The following is a 25,399-nucleotide window of genomic DNA, read 5'->3' as shown; positions in this document are numbered from 1 at the left end:
TTGCGGAGCTCGCTCCGGGCGCCCCCTCCCCGCCCCCGCCTTCCTTCGGCTTGCTCGGGTGCTCGACCCGCTCGGCGTTCCCGGGGCAGGAGGGGCGCGCTCCGCTCAGAACCCCGACCGGCGCGCCATCCGCCTCGAGAGCCAGCGCATGGGGCCAGGCGCCACACGGGCGGCGAGGCTCGCGGTCTTCACGAACAGGCTCGTCTCCAGGACGTCGCGGCCCGCCTCGACGGCGCGCACGATCATCTCGGCGACCTCGTCCGGGCTCTGCTTCTTGTGGCCGGGCGGGCGGTAGCCGACGTTGTCGTCGGTCACGACGGCGTTCGCGTGGAACGGGGTCTCGACTGGCCCTGGCCGCACCACGAGCACGCGCACGCCGCGCGACGAGAGCTCCGCGCGGAGCGACATCGCGAGCGCCTCCAGGGCGAACTTCGACGAGGCGTACGGGCCCATCCGCGGCGCCGCGACGAGCCCCGCGATCGAGGAGACCATGACGAGGGTGCCTTTCGTGGCCGCGAGGGGCTCGATCGCGAGCTGCGCGAGGCGCACGGGGGCGACGACGTTCAGCCGGTAGAGCGCCTCGAGCTCGGCGGGATCGATCTCGATCGATGGCGTGTAATAACCGCGCCCGGCGTTGTTCACCAGCACGTCCAGCCGGCCGTACGCGCCGAGCGCCCGCTCGCAGAGCGCCTTGCGGTCGTCCTCGACGGTCACGTCGCCGGCCACCGCGAGGGCGGCGCCGCCCGCCGCGCGCACCTCCGAGGCGACCCCCTCGAGCGCGTCCCGCCCGCGCGCGCTCAGCACCACGCGCGCGCCGCGCTTCGCCCAGGAGAACGCGAGCGATCGACCGATTCCGCTCGATGCACCGGTGATGACGACGACGGGAGCCATGTCGGCGAGAGTACACGACCTCGTGACGGCGAGGAGAAACTTGCTGCCGCCGGTCGCACGGCCGTGGGCGGGCCGCCGGCGGCCGCGCTCCCTCCCTCTCCGATCTCGGGCGCAGCTGCTTGAAGGCGCGACGCCTGCCCTCGCAGGAGCAGCGATATCCGGCGCTGGCGTTCTACCGTTCCGGCACAGGACCGTCGCAGAGCTGACAGCCGAATCGTTCTCGAGAAGCGATATCCGGCGCTGGCGTTCTACCGTTCCGGCACAGGACCGTCGCAGAGCTGACAGCCGAATCGTTCTCGAATGCATCAGCTCGCCCATCGAGGACAACAGGATCACGCCATCACAGGACACACGTCGGTATTACGTAACACAAACTTCGCGCATTTCGTTTTCGCGCCTACTATAGTCCGCCCCACACGAAGCCGCCGGGGGGGGCTGGCTGGCCGTCCCCCCCCGCATAGCGAGCTATGACGTGCGGGTCTCGATTGCATCGACGCGCCCGAATCGCGCAAATGCGTGAGCCTCCGAGCGCGTCACTATTGCATTCTGACGCGGGGTGACCAGCAGAGGCGGGAGCGCGGCTCGTCCTCCTTCCGCTGGCTGGCAGCGCCGCGGCGGCCGTTCGCGATCGTGGGGGTGACCCGAATGGGCCCGGCCATCAGCTCCACGAAGCCATGGCCGTTCATACAACCTGTTTGGCGGGTCCGGCAGGCGCGATCTCTGCGTCGCGTTCTCATCGCGCGCGCCTGGCGCCGACACCCCAGCGACGCGCTGGAGGCGATTCGCTCCGCGGCTACATGGCTCGTCTTACGAGCAAACAGGTACGGATCGACATAGGATGGAATCTGGTTACGGGGAGGGAATGGGGGACGCACCGGGTGTGCACGCAGTTTGCCAGCGCAGTTCCGAACGGGGCGCCGAGCGGGATCGTGACGGACCGCTGACGAGCGTGAGCGCGAAGAGGCAGCGGTCGAGCGCGCGTAGCGCCGCTCTCGACGAGCAACGTCAGCGCGCGGCGTAGCCGCGGCATTCACAGATTCGTAACAGGAGATCTCGCGAGACGCTCTCAACCTCGAACCCTGATAGAGAATGAAATGAAGAAAAAGTCGATTGTTGCCTTGTCGATGATGGTCGGCGCCGCATTGGTGGCGCAGGCGGAGCACGCGAGCGCCGGGCATTGCCCGGCGGCGTCCGCGGGTGACATCACGGAGTACGCCATTCCTTCGAACTCCACGCCGGGGAACATCACCTTTGGCCCTGACGGCCGCGTCTGGTTCACCGAGGGCTCCGCCAGCAAGATCGCGGCCGCGGATTCCAGCGGCAACGTGACCGAGTACCCGCTCGCGGCCGGATCGAACCCGAGCGGCATCACCCTCGGTCCGGATGGCCGGATCTGGTTCACCGAGCCGGGGACCAACCGGATCGGGGCGATCACGAAGACCGGCGTCGTGACCGAGTACGACATCCCGACGAGCAACTCGAACCCGTTCGGGATCGCGCTGGGATTCGACGGGAATGTGTGGTTCACCGAGCTCCTCGGCAACAAGGTCGGGCGCATCACGCCGGCCGGCGTGATCACCGAGTTCGCGCTGCCGACCGCCAATAGCCAGCCGCGCGGGATCGCGGCTGGAGCCGATGGAAACCTCTGGGTCGCGGAGTCGTTCACGAACAAGATCGCGCGGATCAGCACGTCTGGAACCGTCACCGAGTACCTGCTGCCGGCCTCGGCCTCGAACCCCAACGCGGTGACGCTCGGGCCCGACCTCAAAATCTGGTTCACCACCGCGAACGAGATCGCGAAGATCGACACCAGCGGGACCGTGACGGAGTTCGCGCTCCCCGCGCTGGACCGCGGCCCCACGGCCATCACCCTCGGGGTGGACGGCAATCTCTGGTTCACGGAGCAGTTCGGGAACAAGATCGGACGCATCACCACGAGCGGCGTCGTCACCGAGTTCGATCTCCCGATCGCCAACTCTCGTCCGCTCGGGATCACGCTGCGCCCGTCGCTCCTGGGGTGCGGCATCCTCGACGTCTGGTTCACCGAGCGGCTGGGGCGGCGCCTCGGCAAGATCCGCACGGTGACCACCCACTGAGCGGCCGCGTCGCGAGAGATAGAGACTTGACCGCCTGACGGCGAGCGCTTCGGCGGCCAGGCGGTTTTCCTTGGATTGTTGCATTGATCGATGTGCGCCGGTGCACCGAGACGATCGAGGTGCACAGGCGCACCGTCACTCTGAACGATGGAGATGAACATGAAGAACACGGGCAAATTGGTCCTTTCGGCGCTCTCGGTCCTCGGCCTCGCGGCGTGCGCCGTGGGCAGCACGAACGAGGAGTTCGTCGGCGAATCGCAGCAGGCGCTCATCAGCGGGGGTTTCTACGGGTCGGACACGCTGTTCAACGCGACCACGGCCGCGATCGCCGCGTCGGGCGTCACGGGCCTCACCTACTACGGTACCGGGTCGGGCAAAGGCGAGCAGTGCCTGGAAGGCACCGGCGCCGCCCCCTGCAACACGAAGGCGCAGACGATCGCTCCGATGTCCAGGGACCTGCAGGGCTCTTGTGACAGCAGTGGCACTGGTCAGAAGAGCAATCGCATCGCGCTCGACGCCGTGTATATCTGGGCGGATAAGAACGCGGACCAGACCGCGACCGGCGCGAACTTGGCGAACGTCAAGGGCGCGTTCTGCGGCGACGGCGACGGGGACGCCACCAGCTGCGCCGGCTTCAACACGTGGGGCGAGTTCACCTCGGGGTCGACGAACCCCTCGAACGCCCTCGTGATGTATCGCCGCGACGACATCTCGGGCACGACCGAAGTCTTCAAGGCCCTCACCGGCTGCACGGCTTTCTGCGCGAACGTGCAGATCGTGGTGGACGACCCGATCGCCGGGCCGCGGCTCTCGACCGACACGCCGGGGACCTCTTCGCTCGTGCCCACGCCCTGCGCGGCGACCGACTCGGCCACCGATTGCATCGGCAAGCTCGTGGGCGCGAACGTCGATGCGATCGGCTACGCGGGCGGCGACGCGAAGGTCGCCTCGGGCACCTACGAAAACAAGCCCCTCGTGATCAACGGCGTCGCGCCGACAGAGGCCAACATCCGCAAACTCATCACGGACCCGAGCAACAAGTACCCGCTCGCTCGCTTCCTGTACCTCAACGAGGGCAACGGAACTCGCGACATCAAGGAGCAGGACTTCCTGGACTGGGCCTTCGGCGTGAACGATATTAACGACGCTATTGCGTTCGAGGATATCCTGATCGCCAACGGCTTCCTCGCGTGCGCCCCGACGACCAACTCGCCCCGCACGCCGCTCAATTGCGGTAGCACCGGCACCACGTGCCCCTCCTCGCTGTGAGCTGATAGGCTGATGACGAAGGACGGAGCGCGCCGCGCGATCCATGCGGCAGGCGCGCTCCGTTCGACGCACATGGCCAGCGCGGCGCGCTCAGGCACGCCCCCTCCTCATCACCCGCTGAGCGCCGCGCGCCGCGGGAGATAGGGACTTGACCGTCTAGCACAGAGCGGCACGCATAGACATATCCGCGCACGAGGACGTGAGACCCGGCGAAGAGCCTCCGCCGCGCGCTCAGCGTTCAGCCCTCGCGAGGCGCGCCGACACAAAAGCTCCAACCCGCCGTTGCCCAACCAGCTGAGCATACAACTATCCCATGTCCTCGCGTCGCGTCCGGGACCTCCCCGGGCGCGGCGTTTCGCGCAGTGCGCTCCGCCTGATGACACATGGTGCGCCGATTTCAAGGGACACTTTGCGCTCGGCGACAAGAGCCGGTGCCACCCGCTCACGTTGACGGATCAAGCGTCGCGATACTTGCTCAAGTGCGAGGGCGTGGCGAAGCCGGACGAGGCCTCGGTACGCCCGCACTTCGAGCGCGCGTTCCGCGAGTTCGGGCTGCCGCACCGTATCCGCTCGGACAACGGTCCGCCGTTTGCGACGCCGGGCGTTGGTGGGCTCTCAGCGCTATCGGTCAGCTGGATCAAGCTCGGCATTCATCCCGAGCGGATCGAGCCCGGCAAGCCGCAGCAGAACGGCCGCCACGAGCGAATGCTGCGCGAACTCACGCCGGACCGTGAGGAGAGGCTCGTGTGTACCGCAACCGCGGGGAGCGGTTCGTGTATAGATCCTGGCGGTCCGAGAACGTGCGGCGAGCGTGTCGCGTCGACGAGGATCCGATCCTTGTCGACGCGACACGCTCGCCGAGCTCGACATCGGACTGCCGGAACGTCGGGCAGGTTCGCAAGGCGGCCAGTTGCAACTGTAATACCAGAGTTCGTTCGTCGTGGCACGTGATTGGTGAGACGAACGCATCGATGAACTGAGGTCGAGCCGACGAGCAATGCTGCCAAGCTCCGAGCTCGGCACGGCGTCCTACGACGCAATACAGGTTCGGCACCGACAGCCCCAGCGGCAGCCCACCCCGCAACACCGCCCAGCGTGGGAGGTCTGCCCGGTGAACGCTTACTCCCCATCAGCGACCGGCGGGGGAGGCGAGCTTGCGGCGCGTAAATCAATGAAAGCGCAATCATCTACGTCGATGGGACCGCAATGGCGTCACGGGTCCGTGACAGCCGGCATTCACGGTTGTTCCAGGAGCTCACCGGTGTCATTTCGGCCGCTGCGACGGTAGGGGGTTCGCCGCTGCGAGCCCGGGGAGCTGGCAACGATGGGTCAAGGTCGGCGTTGGGTGACGATGAGGTCGATGGTGCTGTTGCTCGGGGTCGTGTCCGTGGCCGGGTACGGCTGCGGAGGTGACGACACCGATGAAATCTCGCCCCCGGAGGGCACGAGCGGCGGCGGCGCTACCAGCGGAGGAGACGGCGGCGGCAGCGGCGGAACCGGCGGCAGCGGCGCTACCAGCGGAGGAGACGGCGGCGGCAGCGGCGGAACCGGCGGCAGCGGCGGGACCGGCGGCAGCGGCGGTGCCGGCGGCAGCGGCGGGACCGGCGGTGCCGGCGGCAGCGGCGGGACCGGCGGCAGCGGCGGTGACGGGGGGGGCACGCAGCCGCGTCTATGCGCCCCGGCCCGATCGCACGAACCGATCCCTCAGCGCCACTCGGCGACGGTCGAAGATGCCCTCGATACCTTCAGCAACCTTTCGGGGGAGATCGAGATTCAATGTGGCAACTGCCACAAGGCCCCGGCAGAGCAAGGAGATTTCTCCTACGCCGGCACCCCGGAGAACCTGTGCAATGCGCGCGGCAAGAGCGGCAAGACGCCCGTTGACGTCATGCTCAGCGGGGAGATGCCCTACAAGATCGGCGGGCAAGAGGCGCTCGGCCGGCGGCTCCAGGCGTGGATCGCGCAGGGCTGCCCCTCCGGCACGTACGTCCTCCCGAAGGGTGACATGGAGGTCGATCCGGACGGAGATTTCGTGACCCCGCGCGAGATCGGCGATGCGCTGACCGAGCTCGGGAGCTGCATCCCCGACGCCGAGATCGTCGGTCGAGACGAGGCGGTGGACGAGCGCTTCGCTGCGATGCGATCGTTCGCGGACCTCCCGGTCAAGCTCTCGGAGACCGATTTCGTCTCGCTGGACGCCGAGGTGCTCGCGCGCAGGGGGACGCTCGCCTACGCGCCGACCTACCCTCTCTGGTCGGACGACGCGGCGAAGCTGCGCTTCGTGCACGTCCCGGCGGGGCAGGCCATCACGTACGACCCGGAGGCGAAGAGCCTCCGCATCCCCCCGAACACCCGCTTCTACAAGACCTTCTTCAGGGCCGTGGTCGAGCCCGACGGCGTCACGCGATACCGCAAGATGGAGACACGCATCATCGTGACGCGCGAGCAGGCCGAGGACGCGATCTTCGGCACGTACGTGTGGAACGCGGAGGAGACGAGCGCGAAGCTCCTCGGGACCGGGCTCGATCCGGCGTCACCGGACAGCAGGGAGCTCTACCTGAACGGAGATCCGTTCCCCGACTACGTCCGCCCTTACACGGCCGACGAGACCACCGGCTCACTGCAGAGCTACGCCGTGCCCGGCGCGACGCGATGCGTGGCGTGCCACACGGGCTCGGAGAGCGAGAGCTTCATCCTTGGCATCACGCCCTTCCAGCTCCACAAGCGACCCAAAGGGGAAGGCGGCGTCTACACGCCGGACGTGCTCGCCGACGAGCTCAATCAGCTCGAGCGTCTCCTCGCGTACGGTGTCGTGCGCGGCACGTTGGCGACCCTCACGCCCGACGACTTCCCCAAGCTGGAGGACTCTGCGCTGCCCCGCCGACCGCGCAACGCCGACGAGCTGAACATGCAGGCCTACATGGCAGGCAACTGCGCCCATTGCCATAACCCGCGCGGCTATGCGGTGGCGAGCAAGGCGACGCTGCGAGGCCTGGACATGTCGCCCGGCGGGAGCATCTTCGGGTTTCGCATGGATACCGTGGGCTCGGACGGGCTGCACTACTTTCCTGATGTGCCTGCGTCCTTCGATGAGCTCGTCATCCAGAACTCCATCCCGGTCGGAGGGATCTACCGTCGCGTCGTCCTGCCCACGGGAGCGTGGACTCCCCGCGCGTTCGGCCTGCCCGTGGACAACGAGGAGGCAAGCGCGTTCTTCAGCCTCCACATGCCGATGCACACGGCGTCGGTGGACTGCCGCCTGCCGGTCCTCGTGGCGCGCTGGTGGGCGTCGGTGCCGCGCGATTACGAGCGCGGAGGACGGGAGGCGCCGGGGGATCCGGAGGCGATCGAGCTCGCCATGCGCGCGGCGGACGCCGCGGAGGCGCGCGCCCTTCACGACTGCGAGGAGCATCGCGAACTCGGGTGGGTGCTCGAGGACACGACCGAGCGCTATCCGTACGTCCCGCGCAACATCGACTGGAAGACGAAGCTCGACGACTGGATCCGCGCGGAGGAGGTGACGAGCGAGCACGAGGCGCTGGCGAAGAAGGTGTATGCTCAGGGGTTCTTCGCCCCAGGCTGCGCGTTCCCCGGGGACGCGCCGGAGCCCGAACCGGTGGAGCAGTGGATGATCAATCCGGGAACCGGGAGGCCGCGCCAGCCGTGGAGCGCGATCTACTGGTCCAACCCAGGGGAGCATATCTACGCCGGTATCTGCTCGAATTGCCATGGAATTTACGGAGACGCCCAGACCGGCGCGGCCAGAGCGCTCCGCGCGACCTCCGGGGCAAGGGTGGCGAGCTTCGTCGACGGGCTCTTCGGCCCGCGCTGGGCACCCAACGAGAACCTCGCCACGTTCCATGGGCCCGACGCAGGGGAGAACGACCTCGGGCCCGACGGGGCGGCGAAGTACCTCGTCTGGATGGCGACCGGGGGCACCACCGTCTCGTTCGGCCGTACCGCGGAGGAGGAGAGGACCTTCTTCAACGTCTTCGTCAGCAATCGGATCGTGGCCGCGGTGCCGATCCCGCTCGATCCGGAGACCGCGAAGGCCGCCTTCAGGCGATCGAGGGCGAACATGCTCGGCGTCGCGCGCGCCGCCTGCGATGAGATCCGCACCGATGCGCATCGGTTCGGAGCCAGTTACGACGCCGCGGCCGCGAGCGGGAATTGGAGTCTCATCCTGAGCAATACGGTGGCTCCGGAGTTCGGCGTGCCCATGTGGAGGGACGTGTGCACGCTCAGGAACCCTCTCTCGGCTGAGCTCCGCGCCGCGGACGCGAGCTCGCCGGAGGTCGACGCATGGCTCCGGAGAGCCGTCTTCAACGCCGGCGTGATGGCCTACATCTACATGCGTGACGAGCTGACGAAGGGAGTCATCGCGGTTCCGCGTGACGCCTGCGCGCTGAAGTTCCCGAAGTAGTGAATCGTTCTGGCGCGTACGACGCGCTACACGGAGATGTGTTACGATGAAGATGCGTCAACGATGGCTGATCATGGTGGGTGCGCTGGCCGGGCTTTCGATCTTCACGAGCGCTTGCGGGGACGACGATACCTCATCACAGTCGGGGCAAGGCGGAGGTGGGACCACGAGCGCCAGCACTTCGTCGGGCGGTAGCTCTGACGGCGGCGGCGGCACGGGCGGTGCTGGCAGCACGGGCGGTGGCGGCACGGGCGGTGCTGGCAGCACTAGCGGCACGGGCGGCGGCGACGCCAGCGGCACGGGCGGCGCCGGCGGCACGGGCGGTGCTGGCAGCACAAGCGGCGCTAGCGGCACGGGCGGCACGGGCGGCGGCGGCGGCGACGCGGCCAGCGCCAGCAGCACGGGCGCCAGCACCACGGGCGGTGCTGGCGGCACGGGCGGCAGCGGCGACGCGGGTGGCGCCGGCGGCACGGGCGGCGCTGGCGGCACAGGCGGCACGGGCGGCGGCGATCCGGCGGAGTGTGGCCTGCCGCCGGACACCGACCCTGAACCCAAGATCCGGCTCATCAACGCCCTCTTGCCGAACCGCACGAACACACCGGTGGGGGTCAGCGACCCGCCCGCGCTCCGCCTCTATGCGAACGGGGCGCCGGTACCCGACACAGAGGCAGTGTCGCCCGGCGTGGTCGCCGCGTCCGTCACGAGGTACGCCAAAGTCACGGCGGACGCGATCACCTTCTCGGCACGGAGCGATGATGGAACCGGTGGTGGCGTAGGCGACGCGCTCACGATTTCGGCCGATCCACTGACGGTCGCCCCTGGGACGCGCTACACGATCGTGGCCGTCGGAATCCTGGGCACGACAGGCACGACGGCGCCGCGGCTTCTCATCGCAGAAGAGAACTTCACGACGCCTTCATGCAGCGAGGTCGCCCTGCGCTTCGTGGGCGCCGACTCCAACTCGTGGAATCCGAAATCGTTCTACATCGACCGTAGCGCCGCGGCCGCCGCGGCGCTCGATTGGTTCACCGCCAGCGCTCCAGAAGGCGTGCTCGTGCCCCTGTCGACCCGGTCGATCACGGTCACCGCGTCGAGGAACTTCGGTCCGACGGGTCAGGCGCCGTTCTCGCTCTCTGCGGCATCGCTCGTCGGTGGGCGATCGTACTTCGTCATCGAGACCGGGGAGCCGACCCGCGTCGCCAGCGACACGCGCGCACACGGCCTGCTCGTCGTCCCGGCAGGGGACGACTCGCCTGCCGTGTTCGTCAAGCGGGATCCGCTCGTCTATTTCTTCCACGCATCGCTGCCGCCCACGCCGTCGCCCCTCGAGGTGTACTCGGGCACGGAGAGGGTCGCCATCAACCTGAGGTATGCGCAGGCGCCGACGTACACCGATCTTCCGCCGGGTGAGTCGACGCTCTCGCTCGTCGCGCCCGGCGCCGGCGAGGCGGGCTCGGATGTCAAGGTGGTCGGCGCTCAGCGGACGGGCCCGCTGGAGCCCGGCGCGATCTACCTGGGAGGTTTGCTTGGCACCACCGGAGAGGCGGGCGACAAGGCGCTGCAGCTCAAGCTGTGGAGGGTTCAGCCGGAGCTTCCCGGGACGTTCACCACCCCGCGCGTCATGTTGATCAACGCCTCGGCGACAGCGCCCTCGGTGGATCTCGGCCACTGGTCGGTCAATGCAGACGGGACCCGAGGCGACACCTTTACACCCGTGCTCACGGACGTCGCGTACGCGTCGGCGAGCGCGAGCACCGGCGCCGAGTTCGCGGCGCCGCGCGGCGCCGGCCAGCAGTGGGTGGGCGTTCGACCGGTCGGCTCGGCCGATGCCATCCGGAGCGTCTCGGCAGCCGTGCAGAACTACTGGTTCACCGCCGTCCTCCTGGGAGATTGGGCCTCATCCGACCCTGCGAGCGGCGCGCGGATCATGTTCATAAGGAACTTCGGCGTCAATCCAGCGGTACTCCCGTATCCGCTGCCGAGCCCCTGACCGGTCGAAATCCTGCGCCCCCGCTCGACCGTACCGATTCTCCCCGCGCGCCCCCTCACGATACGCAGCTTGCCTGGCGGCCTGCCGGAGCGGCACACGCCTTCCGGCCCGCGCGGCTCGTCTGCTACTGCTGACCAGGGTGCACATGAAGAACGTCGTCGAAGCGCTGTTGATGGGCTCATGGCTCCTGGCGGCCGCCGCGTGCGGCGACGACGGGCCGACCGAGCCGCCCTCGGGCCCGGGAGGCGGCGGGAGCGGCGGCGATGCGCCCGGAGGCATCCGTTGCCCCGGCTCGGACATCGTGTGTCCCGGCGGCGCGCGGTGTCACATCGACGCCGAGGGCAAGCCGTCGGGCTGCGCCGCCGCGTGCGACGAGGCGCGCGCCTGCGGCGACGCGGCGTGCTGCAGCCCCGGCGCCGCGTGCGTGCGCGGCGGCTGCGAGGCGGCGGACCTCGTGCTCGGGCCCCCGGAGCGAGGAGAGCCCGTCACGTTCGCCACGGTCCGCGTGGAGGAGGACGCGTGCGAGCTGCTGCATGGCTGCTTCGGCGCGAGCGGCCGGCGGGCGCTCATGCGCTTCCACGTCTCGCTCAAGAACGCCGGCGACGTTCCGCTCGACCTCGGCGCGCCCTCGGAGAGCGACGTCTTCGAGCCGAACTTCTGCGAGGACAGCTACGTCGTCCCGCGCTTCTTCCGCGCGCGCCTCAGCCAGGGCGGCGCGGTGGTCGCCGAGGCCGAGCTCGACGCGCGCTGCGTCGCGATGCCAGGCGGCCAGTACGGCTGCGACGCGCAGGGCCTCGGCCCGGGAGAGCACGTCGAGCAGCCCGGCACCGTGGCGTGCAACGCCCTCGACGTGACCGGCGTCCCGGCCGGGCTCTACGAGCTCGAGATCACCGTGAACCCGAGCAGGACCCTCGCCGAGGCGCGCTTCGACAACAACACGATCGTCCTCCCGGTCGATTACCCCGCCTGCGACGGCGCGATCTGCGGCGGCGCGTGCTGTCCCGGCGGCCACGCGTGCGAGGCCGGCGTCTGCATCGTGCCCGACCTGCGCCCGGACAGGCAGCGCATCGTCGACACGATCCGGTTCTCGTACCAGACGTTCCCCAGAGACGCCTGCGAGCTCATGGAAAGGTGCATCGGCGGCCCCGGCCGGCGGCATCTCCTCGAGTTCGAGGGGCGCGTCGAGAACGCAGGGCCCGGCCACCTCGACCCCGGGCCCGAGTTCAACAGCGCGCTATTCGAGTATGCGCAGTGCCACCAGCACTTCCATTTCCTGGACTTCACCGATTACCGGCTGGTGGACGCGGAGGGCGAGGTCGTCTCCCTGGGGCACAAGCAGGCGTTTTGCCTCGTCGACATGGAGCCCCTCGATCCTTCGTCCCCCGCGCCGCGCGGCTACCCGACCTCGGGAGGCATGGGGTGCAACTTCCTGAGCGCGGGGTGGGCCGACACCTACGACGTCGGCACGCCGTGCCAGTGGGTCGACGTGACGGACGTGCCCGAGGGGGACTACACGCTCCGCGTCACCGTCAACCCGATCGGCGCGATCGCCGAGCAAGCGATCGAGAACAACGTGGTCGAGGTGCCCGTCCACGTCCCGGCGTTCGCGCCCTGCGAGCCCGAGCCGGAGATCTGCGGGGACGCGGTGGACCAGGACTGCGATGGGCTCCCCGACGACGGCTGCGAAGGCGAGGGGTGCGCCTCCCCGGTGCCCGAGGTGTGCGGCAACGCGGTCGACGAGAACTGCAACGGCGTCCCGGACGACGGCTGCGCGCCGATCCCGGGCGTAGGCAGCTGCGAGACGCCGGGGGAGCTGACGGGCTCGATGGATTACGCGGCGGAGATCACGGCCGGGAACACCTCCGACGTCGCGCTGCCGTGCGGCGGCAGCGGCGGCGAGGTGTTCTTCCGGTTCACGCTCCCGTCCGACGAGGTCGTGTACCTCGGCACCCTGGCGTCGGACATCGACACGGCGCTCGCGGTGCTCGAGGGCGACGGGTGCGGCGGCCCCCCCGTCGGCTGCGCGGCCAGCAGCTGCGGCGACGCCGCGCCGGGCGCGCACTTCGCGGCCAGGCTCCGGGCCGGGACCTACACGGTGGTGGTCAAGGCCGCGCACCCCGAGGCGCTCGGCACGGTCCGCCTCAGGTTCCAGCGCGCGTCGTGCCTCGGCGAGAGGGCCGGGGTCATCTCGGGCAGCGGCCTCGTCAGCGGCGACACCACCGGGGCGCCGATCCCTCCCAGCTCCGTGTGCGGCGCGAGCAGCCCTGAGCAGACGTTCTATGTCCCGGTCTGCCCGGGGATGTCCACCGTGGTGTCCTCGTGCGGCCTGACCGACTTCCCGATGACGATCAAGACCGCGGACGACGCATGCAATCCCATCAACATCGAGTGCTTCGGCCCGCTGAGCGCATGCGCGGGCGAGAGGGAGGGCGTGAACTCCCGGATTTACGGGGCACGACCGGGAGGGAGCCTCGGCGCCATCACCGTGAAGGGGCGTACTCCGGTGGATTTCGGGCCGTACCAGCTCTTCGTCGCGCCATTCCAGTGACAGGAGCGCAGCGCCGAGCGTGAACCGCGCTGCGCCGCGCCTCCCTTTCCACGAGCGAAGTTTGCGCTCGACCTCGGGCGATCTGCGCTAAAACCGCGCTCATGCGAGCCCACCATCGGTCCGAACGGACGCGCCCCCGGGCGCTCTCGTCCCTGTCCAGCGCGCTCGTCGCCGCGCTCGGCCTGACGTTGCCCGCCTACGCCGCGCCCCCGGCCGCAGCGCCGGCGCAGCCTGCGGCGGCTCAACCTGCGGCCAAGCCCACGCCCGCGGCGGCGCCGGTCGCGACGAAGGCGCAGCCTGCGGCGGCGGCGACCAGCGTGAGCGTCGCCATCCCGGTCGAGAAGTACACGCTGGAGAACGGGCTCGAGGTGGTCCTGCACGAGGATCACCGCACGCCCGTCGTGGCCGTCAACGTCTGGTACCACGTCGGCTCCAAGGACGAGCCCCGGGGGAAGAACGGCTTCGCGCACCTCTTCGAGCACGTCATGTTCCAGGGCTCGAAGCACGTGGGCGAGGACATGTTCTTCAAGTACCTGGAGCGGGCCGGCGCGAGCGATCGCAATGGGACGACGAACACCGACCGCACCAACTACTTCGAGACCGTCCCCGCCAACGAGCTCGCGCTGGTGCTCTGGCTGGAGAGCGACCGGATGGGGTGGCTGCTCGACCACGCGAACGACGCGACCTTCACGAGCCAGCGCAATGTCGTGAAGAACGAGCGCCGCCAGAACTACGAGAACGCGCCCTACGGCCTCGTGCCGCAGTTCCTCCGCGCGGCCCAGTTCCCGGAGAGCCACCCCTACCACCTGCTGACCATCGGCACGCCCGAGGATCTCGACGCGGCGCAGATGGACGACGTGAAGGCCTTCTTCCGGACGTTCTACGTGCCCAACAACGCGACCCTCGTCGTGGCGGGCGACATCGACCGGAGCAAGGCGAAGGAGCTCATCCAGAAGTACTTCGGCCCCATCGCGAAGGGCGCCCCGCCGCCCGTGGCGACGAAGCCCGACCCCGGCGACCTCGCGACCGAGAAGCGCCTCGACATCGAGGCGGACGTCGAGCTGCCCCGCGTGACGATCAGCTGGGTGACGCCGCCGAGCTTCGCGCCCGGCGACGCCGAGCTCGACCTCGTCGCCAACGTCCTCGCCTCGGGCAAGACGAGCCGCCTCTACAAGAAGCTCGTGTACGATCTCCAGATCGCGCAGGACGTCTTCGCGTTCCAGCAATCGAGCCAGCTCGCCAGCACCTTCCAGATCACGGCCACGCTGAAGAAGGGCAAGTCGCCCGAGCAGGCCCTGAAGCTCATCGACGCCGAGCTCGAGCGGCTGCGCAAGGCGCCGCCGACGCAGGACGAGCACGACCGGGCCCAGGCCAAGGTGCTCTCGGACCTGGTCTTCAGCATGGAGCAGGTGACGGCCCGCGCGAACGCCATCAACAACTACAACCAGCTCACCGGCGATCCGGGGTACTTCCCGAAGGACGTGGCCAGGTACGAGAAGGCCACCGCCGCCGACCTGCAGAAGGCGACCGCGGATCTCCTGCCCCAGGGCAGGCGCGTGATCGCCCTCGTCACGCCGAAGCCGGGCGCTCCGAAGGCCGGGCGCCTCGTGAAGCAGACCGGGGCGGCGACGCCCGCGGCGGCGGGCGCGAAGCCCACCACCGCGGCGCCGCCGGCAGCGGCGAGCGTGAAGCCCGCGGTCGCGGCGCCCGCAGCCACGCCGGCGGGCGCGAAGCCCGCGGCCGCGCCGGCGACCGACAAGCCGGCGGCCGCGCCGGCCATCATGAAGCCCGCTGGCGACAAGCCCGCGGTCGACAAGCCTGCGGCCGGCCCGGCCGCGCCGAAGGGGGGTTGAGCCCATGCGCATGAAACGAACCGTCTCCGCCTCGCTCGCAGCCGTGGCGCTCGCCGCCTGCGCTCCGGTCACGTCGACGCCGCCCCCCGCGCCCCCCGGCGCGCAGGCCCCCGCCGCGGCGCCGCCCGCCGCCGCGGCGGCGGACGACTTCCGCAAATCGCCGCCTCCCCCGGGGCCGGAGGTGGTCTTCCGGCCGCCGCAGATCGAGGAGGCGAAGCTCGCGAACGGGATCCGCGTCCTCGTCGTGGAGCGGCACGAGCTGCCGATCGTGGCCGTGGACGTGACGACCGTCCGCGGCGCCGATCAGGCCGAGCCGGGCGTCGGCGCGTTCGCGGGCGCGATGCTCATGCAGGGCACCAGGACCCGCAGCGCGCTCGCGCTCAGCGACGCGCTCGGCAAGCTCGGCGCGAGCTTCTCGTCCGCGGTCGGCTTCGACGGCGGCGGCGTGCAGGGCCAGAGCGTGACGCCGCGGTTCGGGGAGATGCTCACGCTGCTCGGCGATGCGTACATGAACCCGGCCTTCGCGCCGGCCGAGATCGAGCGCGAGCGGTCGCGCCGCATCACCCAGCTCGCCGAGATGAACGATCGCCCCGCGTCGCTCCTCTCCATCGCCCAGGCCCAGGTCCTTTACCCCGAGGGCCACCCGTACAACGCGCCGCTGATCGGCACCGAGGCGGCGCTGAAGAAGATCACGGCGGGCGCCCTGGCGAAGTTCCACGCCGCGCAGTTCCGGCCGGAGCTGACGACCGTCGCCATCGCCGGGGACATCACCAAGGCCGACGCGGTGAAGGAGGTGGAGCGGGTCTTCGGCGCCTGGAAGGGCCTGGCCTCCGCGCCGCCCGCCCCCGCCAAGGCGGCGATCCCCGCCGATCCGCCGGCGATCGCCGCCGGCGCGCCGCGCGTCGTGGTCGTCGACAGGCCAGGGCTCACGCAGTCGACCGTGACGGTGGCGCTCCCGGGCGTGCCGCGCGCGACGGCGGACTACGACGCGCTGCTCGTGATGAACACCCTCCTCGGCGGGCAGTTCTCGAGCCGGCTCAACCTGAACCTGCGCGAGAAGCACGCCTACACCTACGGCGCGCGCTCCGGCTTCGACATGCGCCACGGAGCGGGCCCCTTCTCCGCGGGCGGCGCCATCGTGCGGGAGAACACGGGCCCCGCCGTGAGGGAGATCTTCGCGGAGATCGACCGGATGCGGCGGGAGCCCGTCACGAACGAGGAGCTCGCGGACGCCAAGGCGAACCTCATCCGCCAGCTGCCGGCGCGCTTCGAGACGGCGGACGCGACCGCGTCGACGATCGCGGGCCTCGCGGTCTACGATCTGCCGCTCGACGAGTACGCGACGCGACCGGCGAGGCTCCAGCGGATCACGCCCGCGGACGTGCAGCGGGTCGCGCAGAAGTACCTCGTGCCCGAGCAGCTCCGGGTCGTCCTTGTGGGCGACGCCGGCGCTGTCGGAGAGCAGCTCTCGGCGTTGCAGCTCGGTGAGGTCATCGTGCAGAAGGCGCCAGGCGTGACGGCCGGACCGGCGGCGGCGGCCGGCAAGCCGGCGGCGGCCAGCAAGCCGGCGACGCCCGCCGCGCCCCAGGCTGCGAAGCCCGCGGCGCCCGCGCAGCCTGCCGCGCCCCAGCCCACAAAGCCTGCAGCGCCCCCCGCAGCGAAGAAGCCGTGAGGTACGCCGCGCCGCTCGCCTGCGTGTGCGCGCTGGCGTGGAGCGCGCCCGCCGCCGCGCAGGCGGGGCCGGCGGCCCCGGACTGGGCGTTCGGCACGCCGGGCGGCGAGGCGGCCCTCGCCGCGGCCTGCACCGCGTCGCTCGCGACGTACCTGCTCCCGCAGCGGCGCTCCGGGTGGGGCGCCGCCACCAGCGAGGAGCGCAACGACGCGGTCGGCCTCGCCAGCGATATCACCGGCGCGGCGGCGGGCACGCTGCTCCTCCTCGGCAGCGGGTACGCCCTCGAGGGCAGCTACCTCGCGGGCGCCGGCGTCCCCCGCCCCTACTCGCGGGCGCTCAGGACATCGCTCATCGAGGTCGAGGCGGTGGCGCTGTCGACCGGCCTCTCGAACGTGATCAAGCGCCTGTCGGGCCGGTGCCGTCCGCGCTCGTGGCGGACCGATCGGTGCGGCGAGACCGACCTCGATTTCGACGCCTTCCCCTCGGGTCACACGACCCCGGTGGCCGCCATCGCGGGCGCGCGCCTGAACCTCGCGCTGCGCACGACCGGCGACGCCGCGCCGCGCCTCGGCGCGCTCGCCCTCGCCGAGGCGGCCACGGTGGTGACGATGGCGCTGCGGATCGGCGCCGGCGCGCACTCGTGGCAGGACGTCGGCGCCGGCATGATCCTGGGCCACGTGACGGGCTTCGCGATCGCGGCCGTCCACCCGATCCAGCCGAGCGAGACCAGGTACGCGGCCGGCGTGATGCCCGGCCCGCCCCCCGAGCCCGCCGCGGTCACCTGGTCGTGGGCGTTCTGATGCCACGTCGAGAGGCCGCCGGGGGCTCGGCGGCCGCGGTTGCGCCCCGCTCCCCCGTCGCCCCGCCTCAGAGGCCCATGCAGTTCGCGTAGTACGTCACGGTGGCTGGCCAGTCGGAGAAGACGCCGCGGACGCCCACGTCGCGCGCGAGCACGTCGAGCATCACCATCGTGTCGCCGTCGTTGTCGATGCTGTCCGCGACCGACTGGTAATAGTAGCCGCCGCCGCTCGCCAGCGGGCCCGAGCGCTCGAGCGTCCACGTGATGATGTCGAGGCCGGCGGCCCTGGCGGCCTCGGCGTAGTCCGAGGGCACGATCCCTCCTTTGCCGTCGAGCGTCACGAGCGCGAACATCGGCGGCGCGACGATCTTCACGCCCTGATCCGCGAGGCGCTGCATCCCGGAGACCGCCTCCTCGTACCCCTCGGCCGTGTCGACGCGTTCGTCGAGGTACACGGCCTGCGCGCCGAACTCCGGCTCTCTCTCGAGCCAGTAGAGCACGTCGTCGAGGCGGAACGACTGCGCGAACACCTGCTTCGGGTCGATGTCGGCCGCCTTGTACTCGTCGATCATCTGCTGCGCGTAGTCCTGTTGCTCGTACTCGCCCTCGTACGGCATCTCCACCTCCGGGACCTTGAGCTCCGGGGTGAACTTGACGCCCAGGCTCGAGAAGAGCTCGATGCTCTCGGCGTGCGTGAGCAGCGTGCCGCACGTGGCGTAGAGGTCCGTGCGGAACGTGGGCGTCGCGGCCATGTACTCCAGGGCCGTGGCGGCGTCCGGGTTCGCGGAGTCCATCTTGCCGCAGAGCCGCTTGAACTCGGCGAGGGTGATGTCGCTCGTGCAGCACTTCGCCGACGCGGGCGTTCCGGCCTCGGCGTCGGCCGGCACGAACGGCTCCGAGCACTTCTCGGCGAGCTCCGGGATCGCGAGGATGTTCGTCGTCGTGTGGAGATCGCACTGGGCGTGACGGCACACGAGCTTTCGGTCCCTGGTGAACGTCACGTCGCACTCCACGATGCCGGCGCCCATGCGGGCGGCCGCCTCGTACGACTCCCTCGTGTGCTCGGGGAACTGCATGCAAGCGCCGCGATGGCCGATGGAGAAATCGGTGCGCTCGAAGGGCCCCTCGGAGCACGAGAGGAGCGTCTCCTTCAGCTCGCCTTCTTCCATGTCCGCGACGAGGTAATACGGCCGCGGGCCGAGCTGCACGCCGTGCTGCGCGGCATCATCCTCGGCCGGCGGGGCCGGCAGCGGCGCGGGCTGCACCGCCTCGTCGCCGCTGGAGCACGCGCTCAGCGCAGCGACAGGCAGCGCGACAAGCGCCGTGGCCGTGCTCATTCTGGCGCTCTTCCTGATCATGAGACGCTCTCCTCTGGGTGGATTGAAGTTCGGACGGTACTCGCGTGCTCCTGTGAGAATATGTCGTCAGCGAAACAACCAAGCGACATCCCCTCTCCGGCGTGCTGTCGCCAGGAGCGGCGGTGATGCGCGTGCGCTCCTCGAAGAGGGGCGTGATGCGATCCATGCTCGCGCATGCCCACCTTCGAGAAGCGCACGCGCATCGCCGCGCCCCCCGAGCGGGTCTTCGCCTTCCACGAGGAGCCTGACGCCCTCGAGCGCCTCACGCCCCCCTGGGAGCACGCGCGCGTGCTGGAGAAGACTGGAGGCATCCTCGTCGGCGCGCGCGTGGTCGTGGAGACGCGCGTCGGCCCCGTCCTCTTGCGCTGGGTCGCGGAGCACACGCAGTACGAGCGGGGCCGGATGTTCCAGGACACGCAGCGCAGCGGGCCGTTCAAGCGCTGGGTGCACACGCACCGCATGGACCCCGACGGCTCGGGCGGCTGCTACCTCACGGACCGCGTGGAGTACGAGCTCCCGCTCGGCGCGATCGGCCGGCTCGGCGGCGGCCTCTTCGTCCGGCGCAAGCTGGAGCGGATGTTCGACTACCGCCACGAGGTGACGCGACGGGCCTGCGAAGCCCCGCCGCGGTAGCCGGCTCGCCGACCGCCGCGTCCGCCGCACGGCGCGCACGCCCCCTGGTTGCCAAGGCGTACGCCGGACCCAAGTTGCTCGCAATGCCGCGGCACGCGGCGACGGCAAGGAGAAGGAGCATGGCTATCTACCGTTGCGGCCGTTGCGGCTCGATCAACCGGGTTGCGGACCAGAGGGTCAAGGATCGGCCGGTCTGTGGCCGCTGCAAGGCTCACCTCGAGACGACGGGCGCTCCGCAGCCGGTGGACGGGGCCGCGCTCGAGCAGGCGATTGCGAGCTCTCCTGTCCCCGTCCTTGTCGACTACTGGGCCACCTGGTGCGGCCCGTGCCGTGTCGTCGCGCCGGCCCTCGACGAGCTCGGCCGCAGGAATGCGGGCCGGGTGCTGGTCCTCAAGCTCGACACCGACGCCGATCCGGCGGAGGCCGGGCGCCGGCGCATCCAGGGGGTGCCCACCTTCGTGCTCTTCAACGGAGGGCGAGAGCTCGATCGCCGCAGCGGCGTGACCTCGCGCGCCGATCTGGAGCGCTGGATCGAGACCAAGGCCGGGCAGCCCTCCACGGGCGCGAGCCACACTTGAGCCCGCGCTGCGGGCCCTGCCTGCAGGAAGCGGAGCTGGGGAGCTGGGAGCCGGGAAGAGCGGGTGACGCGACGGCCTGGTCGACGTCACCAGCGCGTCTTCAATCAAGCGTTGCGCGTCCGGCGAGGCAGGCGTGGCGTTGAAGAATCACAGCCGAGCTGACGCGCTGGCTCAACGTTCGCTCAGGTCGTCCCAGGGGCGCGCGGCGCGGGGCTCGCCTCCCCTCGCCCGAACGCGGCGGCCGCCGTCCCGCCGCGCGACGCCCGGTAGCGCGCCAGCTCCCCGAACTGCGCGAGCCGCGCGCGCACGATGTTCCTGCTGATGCCGAGCAGCCTGGCCGTCTGGAGCTGGTTGCGATCGCAGTAGCGGTACGCCGTCCGGATGATCGTCTCCTCGATCTGCTCGTGCAGGTTCGGCAGGTTCTGCTCGAACATCGCGAGCAGCGCGCCCTCCAGCGCCGTCGCCTGCGGCGTCGGCCTGACCTGGGACACGGCGTCCGTCGCCCCCTGCTCCGGCGGAGGAATGCTGGCCCCGGCCTTCGGCTGGAGCGCCGTGAGGCGCAGGTCCGCCGGGGTGACCTCCTGGCCTTTGCAGACCAGGAGCGCGTGGTGCATCGCGTTCTCGAGCTCCCGGATGTTCCCGGGCCACGGGTGCCCGAGGAGCCGCGCTGTCGCCTCCGCCGTGAGCACGGCCGGCCCCGAGCCGAGCCGGTGCGTGTAGAGCTCGAGGAAGTAGCGCGCCAGCGGGAGGATGTCGCCCGGCCGCTCGCGCAGCGGCGGGAGCGCCAGCGTCGCCACGTTGAGCCGGTAGAAGAGATCCTCGCGGAACTTCCGCGCGATCACCGCCTCCTCCAGGTTCACGTTGGTCGCCGCGACGAGCCGCACGTCGATCGGGATCGGCTGGCGCGAGCCGAGCCGCACCACCTCGCGCTCCTGCAGCACGCGGAGCAGCTTGACCTGGAGCGGCAGCGACAGATCCCCGATCTCGTCGAGGAACAGCGTCCCGCCGTCCGCCGCCTCGAACCACCCGGCCTTCGAGGTCGTCGCCCCCGTGAAGGCGCCCTTCTCGTGGCCGAACAGCTCGCTCTCGACGAGGGACTCCGACCAGGCGCCGCAATTCACCGCCACGAAGGGCCGCCCCCGCCGGTGGCTCAACGTGTGGATGTGACGGGCCACGATCTCCTTGCCCGTGCCGGTCTCCCCCGTCACGAGCAACGTCGCGTCGCTCGGCGAGAGCTGCCGGATCCGCTCGAGGATCGCCTGCGAGCGTGGATCCTCGAAGACAAGCGCCTTGGCGCGCACAGAAAGGGCCAACGAGCTCGTGTTGGGAAGCGTGAGCAAGGGCATCGTCATCGGGCTTCACTCACCATAATAGCGGATGGTTCGTCCATTATAACGGATGGCCCTGCCATGCGCCAGAGATCTTTCTCTGGCGCGGCCCCACCGGTTGTCCCAGATGGCTTCGGGCTTCCCGTCACGCTGCGCCTCGATCCGTCGCGCTAGGCCTCGAGGAGGTAGCCGCGCACCTCGTCGACGAGGGCCTTGATCTCGTGATCGGTGCGGGACCTCGGTCGCGGCGCGCTGACGGGGACGACGCGCTTGATCCTCCCGGGCCGCGGCTCGAGCACGACGACGCGATCGCCGAGGAACACCGCCTCCTCGACGTCGTGCGTGACGAGGATCATGGTGATCTGCTCCTCCTGCCAGATGCGCTGGAGCTCCTGCTGCAGCTTCGCGCGGGTCAGCGCGTCGAGCGCGCCGAACGGCTCGTCGAGCAGCAGGATGCCCGGCCGGTTGACCAGCCCTCGCGCGATCGCCGCCCGCTGGGCCATCCCGCCGGAGAGCTGGTGCGGGTACGCCCGCTTGAACCCGGACAGGCCCACGAGCTCGAGGTGCTCGTCGACCGCGCGGGTCTTCTCCGCGTGTGTCCACGCCGAGCTCTCGAGCCCGAGCGCGACGTTCTGCTCGATGGTGAGCCAGGGGAAGAGCCGGTGCTCCTGGAAGACGATGCCCCGATCGAGGCTCGTCCCCTGGACACGCGCGCCGCCGACGAGGATATCGCCCTCGTAGTCGCCGTCCAGCCCGACGAGGAGCCGGAGGAGCGTCGACTTGCCGCAACCGCTCGTGCCCACGACGCTGATGAACTCGCCGGGGTGAATGGTCAGGCCGATCCCCCGGAGGACCTCCAGGGGCTTGTCCTTGACCACGTACTTCTTGCTGACATCGCGAATGTTGATGACTCCAGGCGAGCCCATGAGTTCCTCCTCGAAGCAGACGAAGCAGACGAAGCAGACGGAATCAGACGTTGACGACGTTGACGACGCTCACACGCCGCGGACGCGCCACCGCAACAGGCGGTCTTCCGCGGCCTTGGCCAGCGCGTTCAGGCCGAAGCCCACGAGGCCGGACACGATCAGCCCGACCAGCACGACATCCATGGCGAAGCGCTCGCGCCCGTCCACCATCAGGCTGCCGATCCCGGGGGCGGGCTCGAGCAGGTACTCGGCCCCGAGCGTGCCGAGCCACGCGTAGATGAGCCCCTGGTGCACGCCCGCGAAGAGCGACGGCGCGGCGGACGGCAGGATGACCTTGCGGAGGATCTGCCACCGCGAGAGGCGGAGCACCCGCGCCACCTCGATGTGCTCGACACCGACGCTGCGCACGCCTTCATAGGTGTTCACGACGACCGGGTAGAAGGCGGAGAGCGCGATGAAGGCGATCTTCGCCTGCTCGCCGACGCCGAGCCACACCGACATGAGCGGGATCCACGCGAACAGCGCGACCTGCTTCGCCGCGTGGAAGCTCGGTGAGAACAGCTTGTCGGCGGTGCGCGAGACGGCGAGCAGGCCGCCGACGGCGCCGCCCGCGAGGATCCCGAGCGCGAGCCCAAGGAGATCCCGGACAAGGCTGGCGCGCAGGTGTGCCCAGAGATCGCCGCTCTCGTGCAGCGCGCTCGCGGCCTTCCAGACCGCGAGCGGCGGGACCAGGATGCGGGTGTTGGCGAGCTCGTAGCGGCAGACCACGAGCCACGCGACGAACAGCAGGACGGGCAGGACCAGGCCGCGCCGCAGCCGCGGCTGGATCAGAGCATGGGTGATGGCGCTCATCGTGTGTGATCTTCGGTGAGGTGTACAAGGGCGTCTTCGGTGAGGTGTTACAGGGCGGCGCGCCGCTACAGGGCGGCGCGCCGCCAGCGGAGGAGGCGGGCCTCGATCGCCTCGAGCCCCTTGTCGAGCACGAGCCCGACGATCCCCACGACGAGGATCGCCGCGAGCACAACGTCGAGCTGGAACAGCTGGCGGCCCCAGACGATCAGGAACCCGACGCCCTCGGACGAGGCCAGGAGCTCGACCGTGACGAGCGACAGCCACGCTTGCGTCAGGCCGTAACGGATGCCGACGGCGATGGACGGCACCGCGGCGGGGAGCACGACCCTCCGGAGCAGCTGAGCATGGCTGAAGCGGAAGACCCGGGCCACCTCGATGTACGATCTCGGCACGTTCTTGATGCCCTCGAACGTGTTGATCGCCACGGGGATGAGGCTCGCCTGCGCGATGAGGATCAGCTTGAGCGACTCGCCGATCCCCGCCACCATCATGACGAGCGGCAGCCACGCGAGCGCGGGGACCTGCGCGAGCGCCTTGAAGAGCGGGTGGACGTGCTCCTCGATCCGCCGCGAGAGCCCCATGGCGATGCCGAGCGCGAGGCCCGCCGCGCCGCCCGCGGCGAAGCCGCCGAGGACGCGACCGAGGCTGATGGCGATGTTCGTGTGCAGATCGCCCGAGCTCGCGAGCTCGGTCAGCGTCTGCACGACGAGCCCTGGCGCGGGCAGGATCTGCGCCGGGATCAGCTCGCGCTGCGAGGCGTAGCTCCACGCGAGGAGGAGCGCCGCCGGGAAGACGAGCCCCACGGCGACGTTGCCCACCTTCCGCGACAGGAGCCGGGAGGCGCCGCCCGCGGGCAGCGCCACGTCGGGCGCCGCGAGCTTGTAGCCGGCCTGGGTCTGGCTTTCTTGAATTCCCTGCTGCGTCATCTTGGTTGCCTTTCTCTCGTGGCGTTCCGCCCTGCGCTAGGCCCCTTCGCCGCGCACTCTCCTCTCATGACCTCCCGGGGTGCTTGACCTTCCCGTTCACGTCGAACTCGGGCCAGTAGCCCTCGAGGTTCAGCTCCTTCAGCGCCGCGTTCAGGAACCGCAGATCGATCCAGGAGTCGACGTCGAACGTGTTCCTGATCAGGCCGAACCGCTTCGCGTCGGCGACGGCCGCCCTGTAGCGGGAGATCAGGTATTCATCGAACAGCGGGCTCGCGCGCACCTTGAGCGAGTCGCCCGTCTGGTCCGCCTTGAAGTTCGAGTACGGCACCCCCGACTTGGACCAGAGCTGGTAGATCGGCGCCGGGTTGGCCTCGTTCTGCGCGATCCAGTGGGCGGCCTGCACGACGACCTTGACGACGCGCCTCGTGATGTCGGGATATTTGTTCGCGAAGTCCTCGGTGACGATCAGGTGGGCGTGCCGCAGGTAGGCCGGCGAGTCGTTCTTCGTCGAGTAGACGATCTTGGCGACCCCCTGATCCTGGAGCGTGAGCAGGTCGTACCCGCCGAAGGCGGCGTCGATGTCCCTCGTCGCCAGCGCCGCCTTCGCGGTCGCGCTGTCCATGTTGAGGATCCGGAGATCGCGCTCCGACAGCCCGCTGCCCGCGAGGATCTTGTTGACGGCGAGCTGCAGGTTCGTGCCCTTGAAGAGGGCGACCTTCTTCCCCTTGAGGTCCGCGAGCGACGCGATCGACGAGTCCGCCGGGACGGCGAGGTACGTATGCTGCCTCGTCGACACCCCCGCGAGGAGCTTCGTCTTGAGCCCTCCCGCCCTGCCGATGCTCGACGGCAGGTCTCCCTGGAGCGCGAAGTCGAGCAGCCGGTTCGCGTACGCCTCGTTGACGGCGGGCCCGGCCCCCTTGAAGAAGGACCACTCGATCTTGATATTGTCCTTCTTGAACTCCTCCTCCAGGAGCCCCCGCGCGTGCACCACGCTCAAGCTGCTACCGCCGACGAACGGCCGGTTCCCGATCCCCACCCCCGCAAATGCCACCCGGATAACGCCAGGCGCCTCCGCCCGCGCCACATGCGTCGTCAACGTCAAAATCGCCGCGACCAGTATCTGCACCCAAATCAAAGCTCGTCTCATAAATTTCCTCTCTGAACTCATTGCCACACACCGCCCCCAGAGGGGGGCTCACCCGCACAGGAGACGGGCCCAGATCGGCGTCTTCGGCGCGCAGGCGTACTCCAGTACGC

The 25,399-nt window shown here is 70.0% G+C and carries 17 protein-coding genes and 1 pseudogene; 11 read left to right on the top strand and 7 right to left on the bottom strand.

Annotated elements, in window-relative coordinates:
* Positions 1-105: 105 nt before the first annotated feature.
* On the bottom strand, positions 106-891 hold the full coding sequence (locus tag WME82_RS07425) for an SDR family NAD(P)-dependent oxidoreductase (protein WP_438042248.1): 786 nt from the start codon (positions 889-891) through the stop codon (positions 106-108).
* 1,094 nt (positions 892-1,985) lie between these two features.
* Between WME82_RS07425 and WME82_RS07420 the strand changes: the two genes are divergently transcribed.
* From WME82_RS07420 to WME82_RS07380, 9 genes and pseudogenes are all read left to right on the top strand, one after another.
* Positions 1,986-2,987 carry a Vgb family protein gene (locus WME82_RS07420; protein WP_438042247.1) on the top strand — a complete coding sequence of 334 codons (1,002 nt, stop codon included), beginning with the start codon at positions 1,986-1,988 and terminating at the stop codon, positions 2,985-2,987.
* Positions 2,988-3,140: 153 nt separating this feature from the next.
* A complete protein-coding gene (locus WME82_RS07415) occupies positions 3,141-4,256 on the top strand; it encodes a hypothetical protein (RefSeq protein WP_438042246.1) in 1,116 nt (371 codons plus the stop codon).
* Between the two features lie 372 nt (positions 4,257-4,628).
* Positions 4,629-4,976, top strand: a pseudogene (locus tag WME82_RS07410) (DDE-type integrase/transposase/recombinase); the annotation flags it as partial.
* A 640-nt stretch (positions 4,977-5,616) separates the two neighbouring features.
* Positions 5,617-8,679, top strand: a complete 3,063-nt coding sequence (locus WME82_RS07405) for a hypothetical protein (RefSeq protein ID WP_438042245.1) — start codon at positions 5,617-5,619, stop codon at positions 8,677-8,679.
* 46 nt (positions 8,680-8,725) lie between these two features.
* Positions 8,726-10,669, top strand: coding sequence for a DUF4397 domain-containing protein (locus tag WME82_RS07400; protein ID WP_438042244.1), 1,944 nt, complete (start codon positions 8,726-8,728; stop codon positions 10,667-10,669).
* A 145-nt stretch (positions 10,670-10,814) separates the two neighbouring features.
* Complete coding sequence (locus WME82_RS07395) at positions 10,815-13,217, top strand: lysyl oxidase family protein (protein WP_438042243.1); 2,403 nt, start codon at positions 10,815-10,817, stop codon at positions 13,215-13,217.
* A 101-nt stretch (positions 13,218-13,318) separates the two neighbouring features.
* Positions 13,319-15,070 (top strand): M16 family metallopeptidase, encoded by a 1,752-nt coding sequence (locus WME82_RS07390; protein WP_438042242.1) that lies wholly within the window; start codon positions 13,319-13,321, stop codon positions 15,068-15,070.
* A 10-nt stretch (positions 15,071-15,080) separates the two neighbouring features.
* Positions 15,081-16,742: a M16 family metallopeptidase gene (locus WME82_RS07385; RefSeq protein ID WP_438042241.1), complete on the top strand. Its 1,662-nt coding sequence runs from the start codon at positions 15,081-15,083 to the stop codon at positions 16,740-16,742.
* On the top strand, positions 16,739-17,542 hold the full coding sequence (locus WME82_RS07380; RefSeq protein ID WP_437869303.1) for a phosphatase PAP2 family protein: 804 nt from the start codon (positions 16,739-16,741) through the stop codon (positions 17,540-17,542). Before WME82_RS07385 ends, WME82_RS07380 begins: the two co-directional genes overlap by 4 nt.
* Before the next feature lie 67 nt (positions 17,543-17,609).
* Here WME82_RS07380 and WME82_RS07375 read toward each other — a convergent pair whose 3' ends face one another.
* A complete protein-coding gene (locus WME82_RS07375; RefSeq protein WP_438042240.1) occupies positions 17,610-18,878 on the bottom strand; it encodes a glycerophosphodiester phosphodiesterase family protein in 1,269 nt (422 codons plus the stop codon).
* A 195-nt stretch (positions 18,879-19,073) separates the two neighbouring features.
* On the opposite strand from WME82_RS07375, the gene WME82_RS07370 reads away from it, so the two are divergent.
* Both WME82_RS07370 and WME82_RS07365 read left to right on the top strand, forming a co-directional pair.
* On the top strand, positions 19,074-19,532 hold the full coding sequence (locus tag WME82_RS07370) for an SRPBCC family protein (protein WP_438042239.1): 459 nt from the start codon (positions 19,074-19,076) through the stop codon (positions 19,530-19,532).
* 119 nt (positions 19,533-19,651) lie between these two features.
* On the top strand, positions 19,652-20,110 hold the full coding sequence (locus WME82_RS07365) for a thioredoxin family protein (protein ID WP_438042238.1): 459 nt from the start codon (positions 19,652-19,654) through the stop codon (positions 20,108-20,110).
* A gap of 182 nt (positions 20,111-20,292) precedes the next feature.
* Here the strand turns inward: WME82_RS07365 and WME82_RS07360 are convergent, their stop codons facing one another.
* The 5 genes from WME82_RS07360 to WME82_RS07340 form a co-directional block, all read right to left on the bottom strand.
* Positions 20,293-21,456: a sigma-54 interaction domain-containing protein gene (locus tag WME82_RS07360; RefSeq protein ID WP_437747953.1), complete on the bottom strand. Its 1,164-nt coding sequence runs from the start codon at positions 21,454-21,456 to the stop codon at positions 20,293-20,295.
* Positions 21,457-21,608: 152 nt separating this feature from the next.
* Positions 21,609-22,364 (bottom strand): ABC transporter ATP-binding protein, encoded by a 756-nt coding sequence (locus tag WME82_RS07355; RefSeq protein WP_437744778.1) that lies wholly within the window; start codon positions 22,362-22,364, stop codon positions 21,609-21,611.
* Positions 22,365-22,433: 69 nt separating this feature from the next.
* Positions 22,434-23,216, bottom strand: a complete 783-nt coding sequence (locus tag WME82_RS07350; RefSeq protein ID WP_438042237.1) for an ABC transporter permease — start codon at positions 23,214-23,216, stop codon at positions 22,434-22,436.
* A gap of 65 nt (positions 23,217-23,281) precedes the next feature.
* Positions 23,282-24,142 (bottom strand): ABC transporter permease, encoded by an 861-nt coding sequence (locus WME82_RS07345; RefSeq protein WP_437744776.1) that lies wholly within the window; start codon positions 24,140-24,142, stop codon positions 23,282-23,284.
* A gap of 64 nt (positions 24,143-24,206) precedes the next feature.
* On the bottom strand, positions 24,207-25,289 hold the full coding sequence (locus WME82_RS07340; RefSeq protein ID WP_438042236.1) for an ABC transporter substrate-binding protein: 1,083 nt from the start codon (positions 25,287-25,289) through the stop codon (positions 24,207-24,209).
* Positions 25,290-25,399: the final 110 nt, after the last annotated feature.

The sequence above is a fragment of the Sorangium sp. So ce128 genome (assembly GCF_051525245.1).
GTDB classification, from domain to species: Bacteria; Myxococcota_A; Polyangia; order Polyangiales; family Polyangiaceae; genus Sorangium; species Sorangium cellulosum_B.
Note: the sequence above shows the minus strand (reverse complement) of the source record. Positions and strands in the feature narration are given on the sequence as shown.